Here is an 18,618-nt window from a genome sequence, read left to right on the forward strand (position 1 = left end):
CGACGAGCTTCGCCACATCGCAACGGCCCTGCTCGGCACGGTCGACGCGGTCCGGCGTCCGCAGGATCTGGCCGCCGACTTCCGATCCATGATCGATACCGCGACGAACCGCGCGGTCGACCGGGTCAGCCTGCGAGTATGGACGCCGCGCAACGCCTCCGTCCGGTTCCTGCGGCAGGTCGCGCCGCACGTGGAGGACCTCACCGGCACCGCCGTGCGGGTCAACGAGCTGACTGTCGACTATCCGACCGGCGCGTGGGGCAGCGAATCCCGCGACTACCACCTCTGTGTCACCGTTCCGGCTCGTGAGGACGACGTGGAGATGCTGGCCGCCCGGGTCAACGTGGTCGTGGCCGATCAGGTGTGGTGTCGTGAGCGCGTCCGCGCGATCTGGACCAAGGACATCGATCTTTCCACCCGGATCGCACCCGAGGTCGCCCACTACACCGACCAGACCGAACTCGCCCAGGCCCTGCAGGAGGGGCTACAGGCCCGGCGCGCCGGCGACGAGGTGACCGCTACCATCAAACTCGGTCGAAGCGCACAGCTGGCGCATCAGTCCGGTAACGAGAGTACATACCGACTACTTCAGCATGTAGTCGACATTGAGGACCCAAGCACAGGTACTGTTCGGCTGAAACGGAATGTCGACACCATTGACGAAATGGTCCTTGACACACGGTCGACCAGGACCGTCAGGGTGAACAGGTGATCAGGTGAGTGCACGCTGCCCAGACGGGCACCTGTCTCTGGCTCCCGACTACTGCGATCAATGTGGTATGCGGATAGTAGCCAGTCAGGAGCCTTACGTCATCCATCCCGCAGACGGGACGGCCGGGCCGTCAGGCCGCGGGCGACCACGGCAACCGGACCACTCCCCTGTGGAGCCGCCCTACGGCCGGCGACCGGCAGAGGGCTCCGGGCCGTTGCCCGCCGGCCCTGCGCAGCCGGGCCTGGACCCGGCCGCGCCGCTCTCGGCTGATCCGTTCGGACGGGACAACTACGCCCAGGACGGCTACGACCCTGCCGGTCATCTTCCCAGCGGGTACGGCTCCAGAGGGTACGGCCGCGACGGATACGGCCAGGAGAGATACCCCTCCAACACCTATCCGCCCGACGCCTACTCCCCGGGTGGCTACGGCGCGAACAGCTACCCGGCCGACCCCTACCGGGACCCTCGCGGCGAGCCCCCCGACGAACCGTACAGAGCCGATCTGTGGGGCTACGATCGGGAGCGGGCCGACCCGTACAGGTCCCCCGCCGCCGGTCCGGGTGACGTCGACGATCCCTTCGGCCTCGATCGTGCAACCGCCGCATCCCGCGCCCCGACGGGAACGCCGCCCGACTACCACCGCCCCCCTCCGAACCAGGCAGGGTTCGGGCGGCCGGCACGGGACGCCCGGGATCCGGTCGAGGGCTATGCAGCATGCCCGAACTGCCACAGCCCGAACGAGGTGGGCGCCCGCTTCTGCGAGGTGTGCGGCTTCGACCTCGTCCTGATGGAACCTCCCGCTCCCGTACCCGTGGAGCGTCACGCTCCCAGCGAGCCGCTGCCCGTCCAGACCGGCTGGGATGTGGTTGTCGAAGCCGAGCGGGAGTACTACGACAGCGGAGACGATCATCGTGTCCCGTTCCCGACAATCTACCCCCGGCGGGTGTTCGCGCTCAGCGGCCCCCGGCTGCTGATCGGGCGGCGCAGCGAATCCCGCGGGATCCATCCGGAGATCGACCTGGCCGGCGCCCCGGAAGACCCGGGCATCTCACGCGCACATGCCATGCTGGAGCTCCTCCCGGACGGCAGTTACGCGGTGCTCGACCCGGGATCGACGAACGGTACCCGGATCAACGACGAGCCGAACCCGATCCCACCGGGCCAGCCGGTACCGCTGCGCCACGGCGACCGGGTGTATCTCGGGGCCTGGACCCGAGTCACGATCCGTTCCCGGTAAGGGCCAAAAGCAGCGCGATCATGCTTTTCGCGCTGCCGGAGGCCTAAGTTCCCAGATTGTTAGGTGCCAAAGGCAGAGCGATCATGTTTTTCGCGCTGCCTGAAGATCCTTTTGATGATCAATTTTTCTGTATCGGCCGGCTCCTACGCCAGGTGCCAGCGCTGTCCCTCAGGGGTGTCCTCGACGACGAGGCCACCGGCGGCAAGCCGGGAGCGGATCTCGTCCGCCTCGGCGTAGTCCCGCCGGGCACGCGCGGCCGACCGCAGATCAAGAACGATCTCCATGACGCCGTTCAGCGCCGGACGCAACTCGGAGCCGGCCGCCGGCCACTGGCTGATCGGATCAAGCCCGAGGACCACCAGCATCCTGAGCACGACGTCGACCCAACCGGCAAGCTCCCGGCGCTGCGTCTTGGACAGGACGTGGTTGCCGCGGCTGACCGCGCTGAAGAGGACCGCCAGCGCACGGGAGATCGCAAGGTCGTCGTCCAGAGCAGCCGCGAAGGCGGCCCACGCCTGCGCCGGACTGCTCACCACGGCCGGCTCGGCCGGGAAAACGTGCGCAACCGCGCCAGCGGCACCGGGATCCGCAGGCCCGCGATCCGCGGCCCCGACCTTCGCATCCCCGCGAGCGCCCGTACGCCCGTCACCCTTTGCCCGGCCCTGGTCGACAGGATCCCGCCGCACGTTCGCGGCGCATTCGGCGGCCAGCGCCGCGGCCTCGTCCGGCCCGCCCAGGATGTCGAGTGCGTTACGAACGAATGTCTCGATCCGGTCATGGGCCGCAGCCGACTCGACCAGCCCTTCCGGGCCGTACTCCAGTGACGATCGATAGTGCGCGGACAGCAGGTGGTAACGCAACGCCTGGGGCCTGACCTGCTCGAGCGCGTCGCTGACCAGAAACGAGTTACCCAGCGACTTCGACATCTTGGTGCCGCCGGTGGTCAGCAGACCAACATGCATCCAGTAACGGGCCATCTGCGGCGCGTCCCCGCCGGGCCTTCCACGGGAGTGGGCCGCGCTGGCCGACTGCGCACGCTCGTTCTCGTGGTGCGGGAAGACGAGGTCAAGGCCACCGCCGTGGATGTCGAAAACCTCACCGAGATACTTGCCGGCCATCGCCGAGCACTCGATGTGCCAGCCCGGCCGGCCGCGCCCCCATGATGACTCCCAGAACGGCTCGCCGGGCTTGGCGCCCTTCCAGAGCGCGAAGTCACGGGGATCGGCCTTGCCGGGCTCGCACTCCGGAGACGCCTGAACCGCGTCCGGACGCTGATGGGACAGTTCGCCGTAGCCGGCGAAGCGTCCGACCCGGAACCACACCGACCCGGCGCTGGGGTAGGCGTATCCGGTGTCGACGAGCCTGGCGATGAGCGCCAGCATCTCCGGGATGTGCCCGGTGGCCCGTGGCTGGATCGTGGGCGGCAGGACGCCGACCGACCGGTAGGCGTCGTCGAAGGCCCGGGTCTGGCGGGTGGCCAGCTCCCACACGTTCTCGCCGGCCCGGCCCGCGTTGATTATGATCTTGTCATCGATGTCGGTGACGTTCTGTACGAAGGTCACCCCGAGCCCGGACGCGGTGAGCCAGCGGCGGAGCAGGTCAAAGGCGACGGCGGTACGGATGTGTCCTACGTGCGGCGGGGACTGGACGGTGGGCCCACAGACGTACACGCCCACATGACCGGGGTGCAGCGGCTCGAACGGCCGCATGCGCCGGGTGCGCGTGTCGTAGATGTGGAGTCCCATCTGTCAAGAGTACGGCGCGGCCCCGCGAGGGATCCTCCGCCACCCGTGTCGGACTCGACTCCGTTCCATGAACAACCCGCAACATGCGTGAAATCCGGCTCCGCTCGAACAGGAAACCGGATGCATGCGGTGTGGACGTGGTATAGGAACGGGGGCGTACACGGTATGACGTACGGCGCGTCGTCGAGGAGCTTAGCGCCCACGCCGGGATACGCCCGACCGTGGCCGTCAACCAGTGGTAAACACCCGCTCGGCGGTGACACGGATGACAATCCGCACCGCTTCGGGTGCGTCCCACCGATAGGTTTCGTCGCCGGTGTACTTCACTGCGAGAGCATCGATCAGCTCGCGACCACCCTCTTCCGACAGGCCGGCCCGGCCGCGGACCTCGACATATCCGTAGGGATCCCGCTGGTCGAGGAACATGATTCCCACCCGCGGATCCCGCGCGATATCCCGTTCCTTGGCACGACCCCGGATCGTGGACAACAGCAGATCATCGCCATCACGCGCAATCCACAACACGGTCATTCGCGGAGCTCCGTCAGGCCGGATCGTCGCAAGCGTCACGTAGGTCGGCGCGTCCGCGAGATTCTTGACCTTCTCGGGTAGATATAACGACATCAGGCTCCTCCGCCGGTCCTGTCGTTTTCCCACCCTAGTCATCCATAACGGTGACCGGTCGGTTGTCATGCCAATCAGGCATGGCCCCGCTCTCCCGGGTCTCGGACACCCGGCTGTCCCGGCTGGGTCGCATCCCGGCTCTGTCGCGTCCCGGTGCCTGCGCTCAGGTGCCTGCGCTCCGGCGCGGTTGTGCCGAACGCAGCCGCCTGGGTCAGGTACGGACGACGAGCGCGGTGGCGATCGCCGCGAGTCCCTCTCCCCGGCCGGTCAGCCCGAGGCCGTCGGTAGTGGTGGCGGACACGCTCACCGGCGCACCCACGGCCGCTGCCAGGACCTCCTGCGCCTCCGCCCGCCGGCCGGCCATGCGCGGCCGGTTGCCCACGATCTGCACGGCGACGTTGCCGATCGTCCAGCCCGCTTCGGCCAGCAGCCTCGCCGTCTCGCCCAGCAGGGCCACACCGGCCGCACCGGCCCATTCCGGCCGCCCGGTGCCGAAGACCGAGCCGAGATCTCCCAGCCCGGACGCGGTCAGCAGCGCGTCGCAGGATGCATGTGCGGCGACGTCGCCGTCCGAGTGGCCGTCAAGCCCGGTTTCGCCGGGCCAGAGAATGCCCGCCACCCAGCAGGGGCGGCCCTCGGCGAACGGGTGGACGTCCACACCGAGCCCGACCCGGGGAAGTCCGGACAGATCCCTCACCTCGCTTACGCATCATTGGCCGATTGATCACACCTCGTCGACCGAAGACGGATCGATCACAATTTCAGGTCCGGAAGCTGTGGCGGTGCGGCGCCGCGCGACGCCCACGGTGCCCGCGCCGACTGCGCGGGCAAGCGAGAAGCGAGCCCCGCAGACAGGCCCCGGGAAACCTGGTGCCGCGACCGGGCCGGCGTTTGCCCTGCGGTACCGGCCCAGGGCCGTGCCAGGCGCCCGGCTGTGTTGTCTAGCGGGATGCCGGTCTAGCGATGGGCGAGCAATGCCTCCGCGAGGACCAGATCGGCGGGTCGGGTCACCTTGAACGCCTCCTGGGCCCCGGGGACGGTCGTCACGACCACGCCCAGCGCTTCGACCAGCCCCGCGTCATCGGTGATCGCCACCCCCACGGGCAACGTCACGCTGAACCGGTAGGCGTCGTCCAGCACGTCCCGACGGAACCCCTGCGGGGTCTGCACCGCACGCAGGACGTCACGCGGAACCGTCCGCACGACCCTGCCGGTGTCGTCGATCTGCTTGATGGTGTCGTTCACTGCAACCACCGGGATGACCGCGGGTGCCCCGGCCAGGACCGCTGACGCGACCGTGTCGACAAGCGCCGGGGGCGTCAGCGGACGGGCCGCATCATGCACCAGGACGACCCCTACCGTCTCGTCGAGCACCGCGATGGCTGCCCGCACGGAGTCGATCCGCTCGGCGCCACCGGCAATCACACGCACGCCGGGCCCGAGTAGTGCGACGAACGCGTCCACTTCCGCGGCCGGGGCGGCGACAACCACCTGGTCGACCAGAGTCGCCGAGGTCAACGACTCGACCGCATGCTGGACAAGTGAGCGACCGGCCAGCGAACGAAGCGCCTTGGGTACGGACCCCCCGAGGCGTTCGCCGCGGCCGGCTGCCGGAACGATCGCGGCCACACGATCAGACATATGCATAAAAAGCGTCAGATGGATTCAGGCGCGTCCGATATCCGTGGTATCTGCTGCCGACTAACCTGCCAGCACCTCGTCGAGCATCGCCTCGGCTTTGTCCTCGTTGGTGCCTTCGGCCAACGCCAGCTCGCTGACCAGAATCTGTCGCGCCTTGCTCAGCATGCGCTTCTCACCAGCGGACAGCCCCCTTTCGCGATCACGACGCCAGAGATCGCGAACGACCTCGGCGACCTTGTTCACGTCGCCCGAGGCGAGCTTCTCAAGATTCGCCTTGTAACGCCGCGACCAGTTGGTCGGCTCCTCGGTGTGCGGAGCCCGCAGGACCTCGAACACACGCTCAAGGCCATCCTGGCCGACTACATCACGTACACCGACCATCGCGACGTTGTCTGCAGGGACGCGTACAGTGAGGTCACCCTGTGCAACCTTGAGCACCAAATAGAGCTTTTCCTCGCCCTTGATGACGCGTGTTTCAATCGCGTCTATGAGAGCAGCACCGTGATGTGGGTAAACAACGGTCTCGCCGACTTGGAACGCCATGTGTCAAGTGCCCCTTCCGCCTTCACCAGAGTAACACGCGTGCATCGACGCAGGTCAGACGCGTGCTTGTGGAACGGGCCGTCGACGGCCCGCCCAGACGTCCCGGTGACGCGTCCGCTGCAGGTCAACGACGCTGCGGACCAGGCGAAACAGGCAATGGCCACCAGCATGGGCAGCCTGCCCGGATGTTGTTGTGCTTCTTGCTACCCCCATGGCATCATGATCGACAAAGGACGGTCGTGTCGCCGCGCAGTCCGGAACGCACCGTCTGGTGGAATCCGTTCGTGATGTCGCCGTCCGCGACCGCCTGCCCCGCTGACACGACATCAGCTTCATCAGCTTCCTATACCACCCGGCACATGAGCCGTCCATCGGCCACGATGGAGGGGTGCACGTCACACCGCCGCCGCCGCCCGCGTCCGGGGACGACGGAAACAGGCCTGGCCACGGGGACGACCCTCATGCCTACCTTCCGCATCAACACTGGGGGGGCCTTTCCCCGCTCGACCCCCGGCTCAACGTCAGGATCCCCGACGATCTGAGCGAACTCGACGACGACGTGGCCGCCTACCGGGCCGAACTACGATCGCAACGGCGGCGGGAGCGCATCGACCGGCTGGTCCCAGGTCTGCGGAACCGGCGCGATCGGCTCCACCGGCACGATCGGCTCCACCGGGTCGACCGACGGGGTGAACCGGCCGGCCGGGCGGGCGGGCGACCCCGCCACACCTCCGGGGCCGCCGTCGCCCTGCTCCTCATCGTTCTCGCGGCGCTGGGCGCGATGGTGCCGCTCATCCTTGCGCACCCGCGACCGCTTGCGCCGCAGGGCGCGGTCCCGCTCGCGTCCACGACCGCGCTCCCCGGCACGGTCGGCGGACTGCTACCCGAGGTCACGCTTAATACCGCCCGTACGTCCCGTTCCGCCACCGATCTACGACCGGCGCTGATCGTGCTGCTGCCGGTGGCGTGCGAGTGCCCGGACGCCGTCCACGAAATCGTGGGGCAGACTCGGGAAGGCACACCGATACCGACCTACCTCGTGGCGCCGTGGATCGACGACCCTTCGCTGGACAGTCTGGTTCGCCAGCCGGACGCGGCCGCAAGGCTCGCCGTCGGCTACAGCGACCCGGGCAGCTCCCTCGCCCGCCTGTACCGGGCCGATCCCCGGCAGCCGACCCTGTTGCTCGTCGCCGCGGATGGTCGCCTGGTGCAATCGCCGCGCACCTTCACTGTCGGCGATCGCCTGGAGGGATGGCTCGGGGCGTTGCCGGGCCGGTAGGTTCCCCTCCCGCAGGTTCCCCTCCCGCAGGTTTCCCTCCCGGCGGGTGCCGTCCGGGCCCGGGCGGGCCGGGGCGGGCCGGGGCGGCGCGACGCCTCCGCGGCGGCTTCTCCGCGCCACCGGAGGAGCTGCACTAATATGTGGTCCGCGGTCGAACTCTGCATGTATGCGAATTCTGTGCGAACGCGCGCCTTGGGGTTGGGACCGTGCACGTCCCGTCCGCCGGTCCGGCGGCGGAGTCAACCGACACCGACGTGACGATCGTCGGTTCCGCACCGAGGAGCAGCCGACTCGTGAGCCACCGCCCGGGTGTGCGTACCGCGACCGCCTTGCTGTTGGCCGCCACATCACTGATCGGCACGGCCGCACTCTCCGCATGCGCGGCCGGCAGCGACGCGATGACGTCGCAGACACGCACGACCACGAACACGGTATCCGGTGCCGTCGGCACCATCTCGCTGCGTAATGTCTACGTGGCCGGACCGGCGGCCAAAGACGCAGACGCCCAGGTGATTTCGGCGTTCTTCAACGGGGGAACCCAGGAGGACCAGATCATCCAGGTCAGCTCCCCGGCTGCCAGCGGTGCCGTGACGCCCCCGTCGGCGGTTCTTCAGCCCGGCGCCAGCAACATCTACATAGCCGACGGTAATGCCCCAACACTGACCGGGCTGAACCGTGAGTTGCTCGTCGGGCAGGCGATCCCGGTCACGTTCACGTTCGCCAAGGCCGGCAGCATCACCCTGAACGTCCCGGTGGAACCGCCGGCTCCCGGGGTGTCCACGCAGCCGACCACGGCGGTGACGACCCCGCCCGCGAAGACCGCCACAACCAGCAGCGCGACGCCCACGCCGGATTCCTCGACCGAAGCCGGCCAGACGCACTGACCCGCACGGCCCGGCACCACCCCGGCGCAGTCCTCGGCGCCGGGGTGCGGACGCGAAGCGCTGTCCGCCCCAGCGCGCGCGGCCGGAGTGCGCGGGATCCGCCAGCGACCCGGGGACTTGGGCCTCCCGGACCTACCAGATCGGCTTCGGGATCTCGGATCCGGCAGGACCCCGGATCCGGCAGGAACCCCGAGCGCGAAAGAAACATGATCGGGCTGTCTTCGGCCCTACAGGTGGGCGGGCAAAAGCGATCATTATGATCCATTCGGACGGATCAACATGATCGTTGTCGGCTGGCCGACAACGTCGATTATCCGCCGCCCCGTAGTCGTTGTCGGAGCATGCCTATACGGTGCGGGCCATGTCCTCTCGGCCTCCCGTTCCCCGACCGAGCGCATCAGGTTCGTCCAGCTCCCGAGTTGCCTCGGGTGGCTTCCGATGCAGCGGATGCGGCGCGGAGTCGGTCAAGTGGGCCGGTCGCTGCCCGCGCTGCCAGGCGTGGGGGACGATCGAGGCGCAGCTTCCCGCCGCCCGCCCGTCGCACCGGGTCAGCAGCCGCGGCCTGGCGGCCCGGGCCTCCGCGGTGGTCACGGCGCCCGCCTGCCCAATGTCGGAGGTCGACGTCACCGCGGCCCGCAGCCATCCGACCGGCGTCGCCGAACTCGACCGGGTTCTCGGCGGGGGGCTCGTGCCCGGCGCTGTCGTCCTGCTGGCCGGGGAGCCGGGCGTGGGCAAGTCCACGCTGCTGCTTGAGGTGGCCGCACGCAGCGCCACATCCGGCGCGCGGGTACTCGTGGTCACCGGCGAGGAATCGACCGCACAGGTACGGCTGCGGGCGGGCCGCACCGGGGCGGTGCACCCCGAACTGTGGATCGCCGCCGAGACCGACCTGGAGGCTCTCCTCACCCACGTCGACGAGGTCCGCCCCCAACTGCTGGTAGTTGACTCGATACAAACCATCACCACCGCCACGACGGAAGGTGCCGCTGGCGGGGTCACCCAGGTCCGTGAGGTGACCGCGGCGCTGATCCGAGCGGCGAAGGCCCTGAACATGGCCACCGTCATCGTCGGCCACGTGACCAAGGACGGTACCGTTGCCGGGCCGCGCCTGCTGGAACACCTCGTCGACGTCGTCCTGCACTTCGAAGGCGAGCGCCACTCGTCCCTGCGCCTGGTCCGGGCGAGCAAGAACCGCTTCGGCCCGTCCGACGAGGTGGGCTGTTTCGAGATGGGCGACGGCGGCATCCGCGGGGTCGCCGATCCCAGCGGGCTGTTCCTGTCCCGCTGGCACGACGGCGGGCCGATGGACGGCGTGGCGGGTACCTGCGTGACGGTCGCCGTCGAGGGCCGCCGACCGCTGGTCGCCGAGGTACAGGCGCTGGTGGCGAGCTCGGCCGCGGCGGTACCACGACGGGCGGTCTCCGGGCTGGACTCGGCGAGGGTCGCGATGATTCTCGCCGTCGTGGAACGTCGCGGCCGCATCCAGCTCGGGAAGGCGGACGTCTACGCGGCGACCGTCGGAGGCGTCCGGCTCGCCGAGCCGGCTGCCGATCTGTCGATCGCGCTGGCCGCGATCAGCAGCGTCGAGGACCGACCCATCCCCGGCAACCTCATAGCGGTCGGCGAGGTCGGCCTGGCAGGCGAGGTCCGCTCGGTGGGTGCGGTCCGTCGGCGCCTGACCGCCGCGTCCAGGCTCGGCTTCCGATGGGCGCTGGTACCCCCGGACGCGGGTCCGGCACCCGAGGGCATGACAACGATCGAGGTTTCGGACCTCACCCAGGCAATGCGGCATATGTACGGCACAAGCGAATGAAAATTACATCCGGTGAAAATATCGCTACAACATCGCAGGAGCGGCATGGCAAAGCAGCCGGCCCGATACCATGACCAGGGCGGGACGCCCCGATACAGAGGGAGTCAGATGGCAGGACCACCCGGGGATGACACCTTCCGGGCGACACTGGCCACTGTCGCCCCGGGCACCCCTTTCCGGGACGGACTTGAGCGCATCCTGCGCGGCCATACCGGCGGTCTGATCGTACTTGGTCACGACAAGGCGGTCGAAGGCATCTGCACGGGCGGTTTCGAGCTGGACGTCGAGTTCTCCGCCACCCGGCTGCGGGAACTGGCGAAGATGGACGGCGCGATCGTCCTGTCGTCCGACCTGCAGCGGATTGTCCGCGCAGCCGTCCACCTGGTGCCTGATCCGACCATTTTCACCGAGGAGTCCGGTACCCGGCACCGCACGGCCGAACGGGTTGCCAAGCAGAGCGGATACCCGGTGATCTCGGTCAGCCAGTCGATGCGCATCATCGCGCTGTACGTGGCCGGCCGGCGCTATGTCCTCGACGATTCGGCCGCGATCCTGTCCCGGGCCAACCAGGCGCTGGCCACTCTTGAGCGCTACAAGATGCGGCTGGACGAGGTCGCCGGCACACTCTCCGCACTTGAAATCGAAGATCTTGTCACCGTTCGTGACGCGATATCGGTCAGCCAGCGCCTGGAGATGGTCCGGCGCATCGCCGACGAGATCGAGGGCTACGTCGTCGAGCTGGGAACCGACGGCCGCCTGCTCTCCCTACAGCTCGAGGAGCTGATGGCGGGGGTCGAAACCGAGCGGGAACTCACCGTCCGTGACTACCTTCCCTCCGGGGGCAAGGTCGGTACGGCAGCCGAGGTCCTGGCGCAGCTGTCCGCAATGTCACCGACGGAACTGCTGGACCTGACCGTGCTCGCCCGCGCACTGGGTTTTTCCGGCGGCGCGGACGTGCTCGACAGCCAGATCAGCCCCCGCGGCTACCGGATGCTGGCCAAGGTGCCCCGGCTGCCGCGGATGGTCGTTGACCGGCTCGTCGACCACTTCAGCACCCTGCAAAAACTGCTGGCAGCCGGAGTGGACGACCTGCAGACTGTCGAGGGCGTCGGCGAGGCACGCGCCAGGGCCGTCCGCGAAGGGCTGTCCCGCCTCGCCGAATCCAGCATCCTCGAACGCTATGTGTGAACCGCCGAATTTTCAGGAAGCGGAAATTCGGTCACACCCACGATGCACCGCCGACCGCCGGCCCGGGAACTGGGCCTCCGGCGTCGCCAGAAAAACATGATCACGCTGCCTTCGGCCCGCCAATGGCCCAAGGGCACAGGTCCTGATCTGCCCGGCCGACGGCCATGCCAGGATGGCGGGGATGGCATCTACTGTGGTTACGGCTACCGCGGCTACCGCGGCTGCCACAGCCGACCCGCGAGTCCCTTCGGCGTTCGCCGACGCCGTCCTCGACTGGTACGGAATCCACGCCCGTGATCTCCCCTGGCGGAATCCGGACGTAAGCCCCTGGGCGGTCCTCGTCAGCGAGATCATGCTCCAGCAGACGCCGGTGAACCGGGTCCTGCCGGTATGGCACACCTGGCTGGACCGCTGGCCGACCCCGCCGGCGCTCGCCGCGGAACCGGCCGGCGAGGCTGTCCGCATGTGGGGGCGCCTGGGTTACCCGCGCCGGGCGCTGCGGCTGCACCAGGCTGCGGTAACCATCACCGAAGAACACCGCGGTTCGATTCCCGACGATCTGGAACAACTGCTGCGGCTGCCGGGGGTGGGGACCTACACCGCCAGAGCGGTCGCCGCGTTCGCCTTCCGCCAGCGCCATGCCGTGATCGACGTCAATGTCCGGCGGTTCGTCGGCCGGGCGATCAACGGCCGCGACGACCAGCGGACGGCCGTGTCACGCCAGGACCTGGAACTGGTCGAATCGTTGCTGCCGCAGGACGCCGAAAGCGCGGCCCGGGCCAGCGCCGCGTTCATGGAACTCGGGGCGTTGGTCTGCGTCGCGCGTGCCCCGCGATGCGTGGCCTGCCCGGTCCGGCAGGAGTGCGCCTGGCAACGAGCGGGCAGCCCGGCTGTGGAGGGTCCGGGCCGGCGCGCCCAGAGCTACGCCGGGACCGACCGGCAGGTGCGCGGACTGCTGCTCGCGGTGCTGCGGGAGTCACGTGTTCCGGTGCGCCAGGACATCCTGGACTCCGTGTGGGACAAGCCTGTGCAGCGCGACCGTGCTCTGCGGGGCCTGCTCGACGATGGTCTTGTCGTCGCGGTCGCACCCGGCGTGTACGCCCTACCCGGCGAGTAGGCCCCACCCGGCAGCCGTGGTGAGGCCGGCCCGGTCGTGAGGCCGGCGGCAGTACGCGGACTGCTGTGACACCGCGCATATACGCGATCGGAGGCCGTGGCGTCCTGCCGCCGGCCCCGGGCCGCACAGCTCTCGCCCATATTTGCTATAAAGCAATATCGAGGCTTTGTGAGCATCCGCCAGCAAACTGGCCGGACCCGAAGTAAATGGTGCCGAACAGCTTAATTCGTAGCTCGTTCGAGATGATCGGAAAAAGGACCACACAGTTGGCTGCAAATGCATCGAACCGGATTGCTAGCTTCACATCGAGGAGGCCCGAACATGGACACCAACGGCGACCTTGTTCCCGAACCCCGAGGCATACCCGCTCCGACGCCGGCCTCGCTCGCCGAGGTGGTGACGGTACGGCACGGCCCTCTGGTCGACCACGAGCTCGTTCTCACAACCGGAGCAACCGCGTCCGACCTGACGTCCGCGATGATCCTGGTGCCGCCACAGGCTGCGCTGGTGAGCTTCCACGGTGACGTCGACCTGTCACTGATCTTCCGTGAAACATCTCGGGGCCGCGACGACGACCCCGACGACCTGGCCGGGTCGTCCACGTAGAGCCGAGACCTTACGAGCTACGGGCGGCGACGACCGCTTGGTGCCCGGGTATGTGGACCGGGCAGGGTAGCCAGGCAATATCGTGGGCGGGTGGCCATACTCTCTCCCCGCGGCGAGGACTTCCCTCGCTGGTATCAGGACGTGCTCGCCAAAGCTGAACTGGCCGACAACGGCCCGGTCCGGGGAACCATGGTCATCCGACCGTACGGCTACGCGATCTGGGAGCGGATGCAGGCCGACGTGGACTCCCGGATCAAGGCGACCGGAGCGGTCAACGCCTACTTTCCGCTGTTCATCCCCGAGAGCTACCTGCGCCGGGAGGCCCAGCACGTCGAAGGTTTCAGCCCCGAGCTCGCAGTCGTCACCCACGGTGGCGGCAAGGAGCTGGAAGAACCGGTCGTGGTCCGCCCGACCAGCGAGACCGTGATCGGCGAGTACATGGCGAAGTGGACGCAGAGCTACCGCGACCTGCCGCTCCTGCTCAACCAGTGGGCGAACGTGGTGCGCTGGGAGCTGCGTCCCCGGCTGTTCCTGCGCACCAGCGAGTTCCTCTGGCAGGAGGGGCACACCGCCCACGTCGACGAGGCGGACGCCGCCGCCTACGCCCGCCGCATCCACCTCGAGGTCTATCTGGAGTTCATGACCTCGGTACTCGCGCTGCCCGTCTTCGTCGGTCGCAAGACCGCGAAGGAGCGTTTCGCCGGAGCCACCAACACCCTCACCCTCGAGGCGATGATGGGTGACGGCAAGGCTCTGCAGATGGCGACCAGTCACGAGCTCGGGCAGAACTTCGCCCGCGCCTTCGACATCGGCTTCCTGGGCGCCGACGGCCGGCGACACCTGGCATGGACCACGTCGTGGGGTTCGTCGACCCGCATGATCGGCGGCCTGATCATGGCTCACGGTGACGACAACGGGCTCCGGGTACCCCCGCGACTCGCGCCCACGCAGGTGCTCGTGCTGCCCGTCAGGGACGATGCGGCGCTCGTCGAGCAGGTTTCCGGGATCACCGAGGGGTTGCGGGCCGCTGGTGTGCGCGTTCAACTGGACGTCCGGCCTGGCCTTTCGTTCGGCCGGCGGGTCACCGACGCCGAGCTCAAGGGCATTCCGGTACGCGTTGAGCTCGGCCCGCGCGACCTTGCGGCCGGCACCGTCACCCTGGCCCGTCGCGACACCTCGGAAAAGATCGTCATACCGCTCGACGACGTGCTGACCCGCGTGCCCGCGCTGCTGGATGACGTCCAGGACACCATGTACAGCACGGCCCTGGCCGCCCGCGACGCTCGCACCCACGACGTCGGGAACCTGGACGAGGCGGTCGAGGCGGCATCGGTGGGCTTTGCCCGCCTGCCGTGGGTCGCTGTCGGTGACAGTGGTGAGGCCCGACTCGCCGAGGAGTCGTTGACCATCCGGTGCATCCAGCGGCCCGACGGTACGATTCCGGACAGTGCGGACGAACCCGATCTGGTCTGCATCGTCGCCCGCGCCTACTGACCAGGCAGCCGTGGTCCCGACAACCCTGGCCTGACAGCCTGGGACAGACCGGTGGCCCGACGGGCTCTGACCGGACAATCCTCGCCCTCGGCATCTGACGGTCGCCTGCGGGCGAGCTCGTGTACGGCCGTCTCGCCTACATCAGCTGGATCTCCTGGATCGCTTGATCGCTTGGATCGCCCCTGAGTCACTTGGATTGCCTACAGCCGATCTCCCCGGCGCCGGGCCCGCGGGCTACCGGGCGTGCTGCTGGTTAACGCTGCCTTCCCCGGGTATTTCCAAGATCGAGCTGATGGCACCCGGCTGCCGACGGCCGTGCGACTACGCAGACCCCGCCTGATCGGAGCACGATCAGGCGGGAGTCGCAGCGGTGTCGCGCCGTCACAGGCCCCGAGGATGACGGGAGTACGTTCATGGGCGAGAATCCGGACAAAATCAGGACGGATATCGAGGCGACCAGGTCCCGGCTTACCGAAGAGCTCGGTCTGCTGTCGGAGAAGATAAGTCCGGGCCGGGTCGCGGGACGGACAGCCGCGGATGCCAGGAGCGCTGTGGTCCACGCCCGGGAACGGGTGGCAAGCGGCGCGGCAGGCGCTCGTACGCGGTTTGCCGGGGTCACCGAGGAACTCGCACCCAAGGCGTCGGCAACAGCCCACAAGGCTTCGGTAACCGCCCATAAGGCAAAACAGACCGCGGACGAGGTGGTATACCGGGCCAGCCAGAACCCACAGGTCATCGCAACCAGCAGAAAGGTCCGGGAGTCCACGGGCCAGGCCGTGCGGACGACACGCAGGCGGGCCACGGACAATCCCGGCGCCACCCGTGCCGTGGTGACCGGTGTGGTCGGTACGGCAGTGACAATTGCGGCCGTCACCGTCATAGTGAGGCGGCGTCGCTGCCGGAGCTGGGGCGAATAGTCACCTCGGCGCCGAGCCTGCAGGCGCTGGCGAGCCAAAGGCGGTGCGATCATGTTTCTTTCGCGCCGCCGGAGGCCAAGCCCTCCGGTCATGCAGCAGTCCGGGGCGCGAGGTGGCCGATCAGGTGGTCACACGCCCTGTTTTGATCAGGAGATCGAAGGTGAAAACGGCTGCCAGCACGACCGTGTATTCCATCGGTTTCATGACTCGACGACAACGGTCTCACGCGGTTGTGGTGCGGATGTCAGTCGTGGTGCGGATGTCATGTGCGTTCTGGGCTTCTCGGGCGTCGGCGGCGTCCCTGCGCCCTTCTTCGGTCGCGGTCGGCTTGACGTCGTCACCGATCACGGTGCAGTCCCGTCCCCGCGCCTTGGCTATGTACAGGGCCCGGTCCGCCATTCCGACCAGCTCCACCTGATCCGAGACGTGCACGGGAAAGGCACATGCGCCCACCGACACGGTGGCGGAAAGCCAGGTGTCGGCATTCACGGCGATCGGGCTGTCGGCCACCTTGGTTCGCATCCGTTCGGCGACCACACTCAGTTCGTCCAGATGGACATTGGGGGCCAGCAGAGCGAACTCCTCACCACCGTAACGGGCGAGCACGTCACCCGGGCGCGTGGTACCGCGCAACCGGACACTGATCTCGGCGAGTACCCGGTCGCCCGCGGGATGACCATGATGATCATTGATCGCCTTGAAACGGTCGACATCTATGATGAAGAGCGCCAACAAACCCCCGGTACGGCGTACCCGAGCGAGCTCTATCGGCAGCTCCGCCTCAAGAAAACGGCGTGTGTACAGGCCGGTCAGGCCATCGGTGATCGCCAGGCGACGTTGGTCGGAGACCAGGACCGCCATACGGGCGATCGTCAACAGGAACATCAGGGCGCACGCCACAGCAACTATCGGAATGTCGTAGGTGACCCCGCGGGCATACTGAACCAGCATCATGACAGGCGCAACCAGGGCGGCACTGAGCAGGACGGTGAGGCGACATCGATCGAGGTTCTCGTCCCCGGCTGGAGTCGGCTCGGCAAGGCAGGCCATTGTCGGATGAAGCGCCGCCGCGCCCAGCGAGAGATTACCGGCGAGCCAGATCACGTCCAGGAAGTTTCCCGTCTGGTAGGTGCCGTTCAGCTGTTGCAGTCCATACAGGGTGTCGGCAGTCATGATTGCCACGAGATTTCCCATGAGCAGGAAGAACGCCAACGGGTGGCGACCGGATCCAAGGATCAGCTTTAGTCCGACTGCGAACAGGGCGAGATCCATCACCGGGTATCCGACCAGTGGGACGGCTTCGACCAGCCGGCCGGAGTCGTTGCGGACGTAAGGTCCGATGATATAGAGCCACGACAGCATGGTCGCGGCGACCGCGAGCGTCCCGGCGTCCAGCAGACCAGGCAGGTCACGCCCGGGAGTGCGGTGCCGGACGAGCAGCACCAGACCCGCCACGACGAGCGGGTAACGGGACAGATAGAAAGCGTCGGAGACGACCCAGGAATCCGCGGCACCCAGAACGTCGCGCAACAGATAGCAGGTCATGCCGGCAACCATGTACACCACCTGGCCGGCTCCCAGCAACAGCCAGGGCAACCGTGGCACGGGCTTGAGCCGGGCCAGACCAACAAAGACCGCCACAGCCGATGACGTGCTGATCAGACAATAGCCCGCTACCCGTCCCGTACCATGAACAGGTATCAGACGGTATCCGATCACAAGACCGGCTCCGACCATCAGGTAAAGCAACCATGGCCGGCTCACGAAACGGCTGGAATCGGCTCTCCCCCACCCCATCAGGTCGCCTCCTGGCAGCAGGGTGGTCGACCGTGGAACCCGCCCGTCCGGGCGGTTCGATGACATGTCAGGGTTCGTGTCATCCTGAAAATGGCTTTCATGGTGAGATACCCGAACCTGTCCGGTAGCGTGGAAAATCTCATACCGATGATATGGCATAAAAACCGTGCTGTAATAGGCAAAGTACTCCCAAATCACCCGACGACGACATCTGCAACCGGTTCGGCCAGGTTTCCCGTGAAACTCCCGTGACGATCGACACCAACAGGTGGAGATCTCTCGGCGGCTCGGGGGCTTGGGTCTGTCGGACCTCCCGGATCAGCTTCCGGAGCCCGGATCCAGGAGGAACCCCGGACGCACCAGAATCATGATCACGATGCCTTTGATCCTCCAGCAACCCAGACACCTGGACCTCCCGGACCTGCCAGATCGGCCTTCGGGCCTCCCGGATCGGCTTCCGGACCTCGGGAGCGGAAGAAACATGATCGCGACGCCTTCGACCCTCGGAGAGGTCGCCGCGGCCACGATCCGTGACACAAAGCGGCTCCGTTGCCGCGCGCCGCCCTGCCCCACCGTCGCGTCGCCATCTCGACACATGCGGCCGGTCCCCCCTACCGAACGGCCAGCCAATCGGCCTACCGGAGGACAACAGCCGGTACCCGCAAAGCATCACGTGACCGACATCCCTTACGTCGACTTGTTCGTCCGTCTTCGGGTTCAGTGAAACAGTATGGACGAATGCTTTTCTCTATCAACGTATGGGCCCGTCCTATCCGCAGCGTGGCCGCCAGGCGTGACCAGGAGAGCCGTGCTCTACGTGCAGCTCTCGGCCCACCGTGGAGAGGTGGCCGACACCGGATGCCGGCCTGGCCACGCGACCTGCGGGGCTGGTTGGACATCGCCATGGAACTCGGCATCAGCCAAAAATGTTGACTGTTGACTCAACGAAGGGCGCTGAAGCCGGTCCGGATGCGGCATGTGCCACAAACCAGCACCATCACGGCCGAGCACGTGATCATAA

Annotated in this window: 15 protein-coding genes and 1 pseudogene; 10 read left to right on the forward strand and 6 right to left on the reverse strand. The window is 67.6% G+C overall.

Annotated elements, in window-relative coordinates; translation table 11 throughout:
• Positions 1 to 712 (forward strand): annotated as a pseudogene (locus CV1CTNOD_RS22985) (hypothetical protein); the annotation flags it as partial.
• A 169-nt stretch (positions 713 to 881) separates the two neighbouring features.
• Entirely contained in the window at positions 882 to 1,949 is a 1,068-nt protein-coding gene (locus CV1CTNOD_RS22990) for an FHA domain-containing protein (RefSeq protein ID WP_347402976.1), read from the forward strand.
• A gap of 143 nt (positions 1,950 to 2,092) precedes the next feature.
• Here CV1CTNOD_RS22990 and cysS read toward each other — a convergent pair whose 3' ends face one another.
• The 5 genes from cysS to CV1CTNOD_RS23015 all read right to left on the reverse strand — a co-directional run bounded on the left by cysS (position 2,093) and on the right by CV1CTNOD_RS23015 (position 6,502).
• Positions 2,093 to 3,694: a cysteine--tRNA ligase gene (gene cysS / locus CV1CTNOD_RS22995; RefSeq protein ID WP_131788039.1), complete on the reverse strand. Its 1,602-nt coding sequence runs from the start codon at positions 3,692 to 3,694 to the stop codon at positions 2,093 to 2,095.
• A gap of 228 nt (positions 3,695 to 3,922) precedes the next feature.
• Positions 3,923 to 4,318, reverse strand: coding sequence for a PPOX class F420-dependent oxidoreductase (locus CV1CTNOD_RS23000; RefSeq protein ID WP_131768795.1), 396 nt, complete (start codon positions 4,316 to 4,318; stop codon positions 3,923 to 3,925).
• A 211-nt stretch (positions 4,319 to 4,529) separates the two neighbouring features.
• Positions 4,530 to 5,015 carry a 2-C-methyl-D-erythritol 2,4-cyclodiphosphate synthase gene (gene ispF, locus CV1CTNOD_RS23005; RefSeq protein ID WP_241251845.1) on the reverse strand — a complete coding sequence of 162 codons (486 nt, stop codon included), beginning with the start codon at positions 5,013 to 5,015 and terminating at the stop codon, positions 4,530 to 4,532.
• A 260-nt stretch (positions 5,016 to 5,275) separates the two neighbouring features.
• The gene (ispD, locus tag CV1CTNOD_RS23010) at positions 5,276 to 5,959 is read right to left on the reverse strand and encodes a 2-C-methyl-D-erythritol 4-phosphate cytidylyltransferase (RefSeq protein WP_131788040.1); all 684 of its coding nucleotides are present in this window, start codon (positions 5,957 to 5,959) and stop codon (positions 5,276 to 5,278) included.
• 60 nt (positions 5,960 to 6,019) lie between these two features.
• Complete coding sequence (locus CV1CTNOD_RS23015; protein ID WP_131749102.1) at positions 6,020 to 6,502, reverse strand: CarD family transcriptional regulator; 483 nt, start codon at positions 6,500 to 6,502, stop codon at positions 6,020 to 6,022.
• A 388-nt stretch (positions 6,503 to 6,890) separates the two neighbouring features.
• Here CV1CTNOD_RS23015 and CV1CTNOD_RS23020 point away from each other — a divergent pair, with 388 nt between their 5' ends.
• The 8 genes from CV1CTNOD_RS23020 (at position 6,891) to CV1CTNOD_RS23055 (ending at position 15,800) form a co-directional block, all read left to right on the forward strand.
• A complete protein-coding gene (locus CV1CTNOD_RS23020; RefSeq protein ID WP_131788041.1) occupies positions 6,891 to 7,781 on the forward strand; it encodes a hypothetical protein in 891 nt (296 codons plus the stop codon).
• Between the two features lie 206 nt (positions 7,782 to 7,987).
• Positions 7,988 to 8,665, forward strand: coding sequence for a hypothetical protein (locus tag CV1CTNOD_RS23025; RefSeq protein WP_131788042.1), 678 nt, complete (start codon positions 7,988 to 7,990; stop codon positions 8,663 to 8,665).
• 361 nt (positions 8,666 to 9,026) lie between these two features.
• A complete protein-coding gene (radA, locus tag CV1CTNOD_RS23030) occupies positions 9,027 to 10,478 on the forward strand; it encodes a DNA repair protein RadA (protein WP_131788043.1) in 1,452 nt (483 codons plus the stop codon).
• Between the two features lie 108 nt (positions 10,479 to 10,586).
• Positions 10,587 to 11,666, forward strand: coding sequence for a DNA integrity scanning diadenylate cyclase DisA (gene disA / locus CV1CTNOD_RS23035; protein WP_131788044.1), 1,080 nt, complete (start codon positions 10,587 to 10,589; stop codon positions 11,664 to 11,666).
• A gap of 172 nt (positions 11,667 to 11,838) precedes the next feature.
• Positions 11,839 to 12,783 (forward strand): A/G-specific adenine glycosylase, encoded by a 945-nt coding sequence (locus tag CV1CTNOD_RS23040; protein WP_131788045.1) that lies wholly within the window; start codon positions 11,839 to 11,841, stop codon positions 12,781 to 12,783.
• Between the two features lie 321 nt (positions 12,784 to 13,104).
• Complete coding sequence (locus tag CV1CTNOD_RS23045) at positions 13,105 to 13,389, forward strand: hypothetical protein (RefSeq protein WP_131788046.1); 285 nt, start codon at positions 13,105 to 13,107, stop codon at positions 13,387 to 13,389.
• Between the two features lie 90 nt (positions 13,390 to 13,479).
• Positions 13,480 to 14,883, forward strand: a complete 1,404-nt coding sequence (proS, locus tag CV1CTNOD_RS23050; protein WP_131788047.1) for a proline--tRNA ligase — start codon at positions 13,480 to 13,482, stop codon at positions 14,881 to 14,883.
• 413 nt (positions 14,884 to 15,296) lie between these two features.
• Positions 15,297 to 15,800, forward strand: coding sequence for a DUF3618 domain-containing protein (locus CV1CTNOD_RS23055; protein ID WP_131788048.1), 504 nt, complete (start codon positions 15,297 to 15,299; stop codon positions 15,798 to 15,800).
• 222 nt (positions 15,801 to 16,022) lie between these two features.
• Here the strand turns inward: CV1CTNOD_RS23055 and CV1CTNOD_RS23060 are convergent, their stop codons facing one another.
• Positions 16,023 to 17,441: a GGDEF domain-containing protein gene (locus CV1CTNOD_RS23060; RefSeq protein ID WP_165485685.1), complete on the reverse strand. Its 1,419-nt coding sequence runs from the start codon at positions 17,439 to 17,441 to the stop codon at positions 16,023 to 16,025.
• Positions 17,442 to 18,618: the final 1,177 nt, after the last annotated feature.

Source organism: Protofrankia symbiont of Coriaria ruscifolia, from assembly GCF_900634745.1.
GTDB classification, from domain to species: domain Bacteria; phylum Actinomycetota; class Actinomycetes; order Frankiales; family Frankiaceae; genus Protofrankia; species Protofrankia californiensis.

Bases quoted from the DNA above. Each gene is read 5' to 3' on its own strand.
- cysS (WP_131788039.1), bottom strand. From the start codon at position 3,694: ATGGGACTCCACATCTACGACACGCGCACCCGGCGCATGCGGCCGTTC.
- CV1CTNOD_RS23015 (WP_131749102.1), bottom strand. From the start codon at position 6,502: ATGGCGTTCCAAGTCGGCGAGACCGTTGTTTACCCACATCACGGTGCT.
- CV1CTNOD_RS23000 (WP_131768795.1), bottom strand. From the start codon at position 4,318: ATGTCGTTATATCTACCCGAGAAGGTCAAGAATCTCGCGGACGCGCCG.
- CV1CTNOD_RS23040 (WP_131788045.1), top strand. From the start codon at position 11,839: ATGGCGGGGATGGCATCTACTGTGGTTACGGCTACCGCGGCTACCGCG.
- disA (WP_131788044.1), top strand. From the start codon at position 10,587: ATGGCAGGACCACCCGGGGATGACACCTTCCGGGCGACACTGGCCACT.
- radA (WP_131788043.1), top strand. From the start codon at position 9,027: ATGTCCTCTCGGCCTCCCGTTCCCCGACCGAGCGCATCAGGTTCGTCC.
- CV1CTNOD_RS23045 (WP_131788046.1), top strand. From the start codon at position 13,105: ATGGACACCAACGGCGACCTTGTTCCCGAACCCCGAGGCATACCCGCT.
- CV1CTNOD_RS23055 (WP_131788048.1), top strand. From the start codon at position 15,297: ATGGGCGAGAATCCGGACAAAATCAGGACGGATATCGAGGCGACCAGG.
- ispD (WP_131788040.1), bottom strand. From the start codon at position 5,959: ATGTCTGATCGTGTGGCCGCGATCGTTCCGGCAGCCGGCCGCGGCGAA.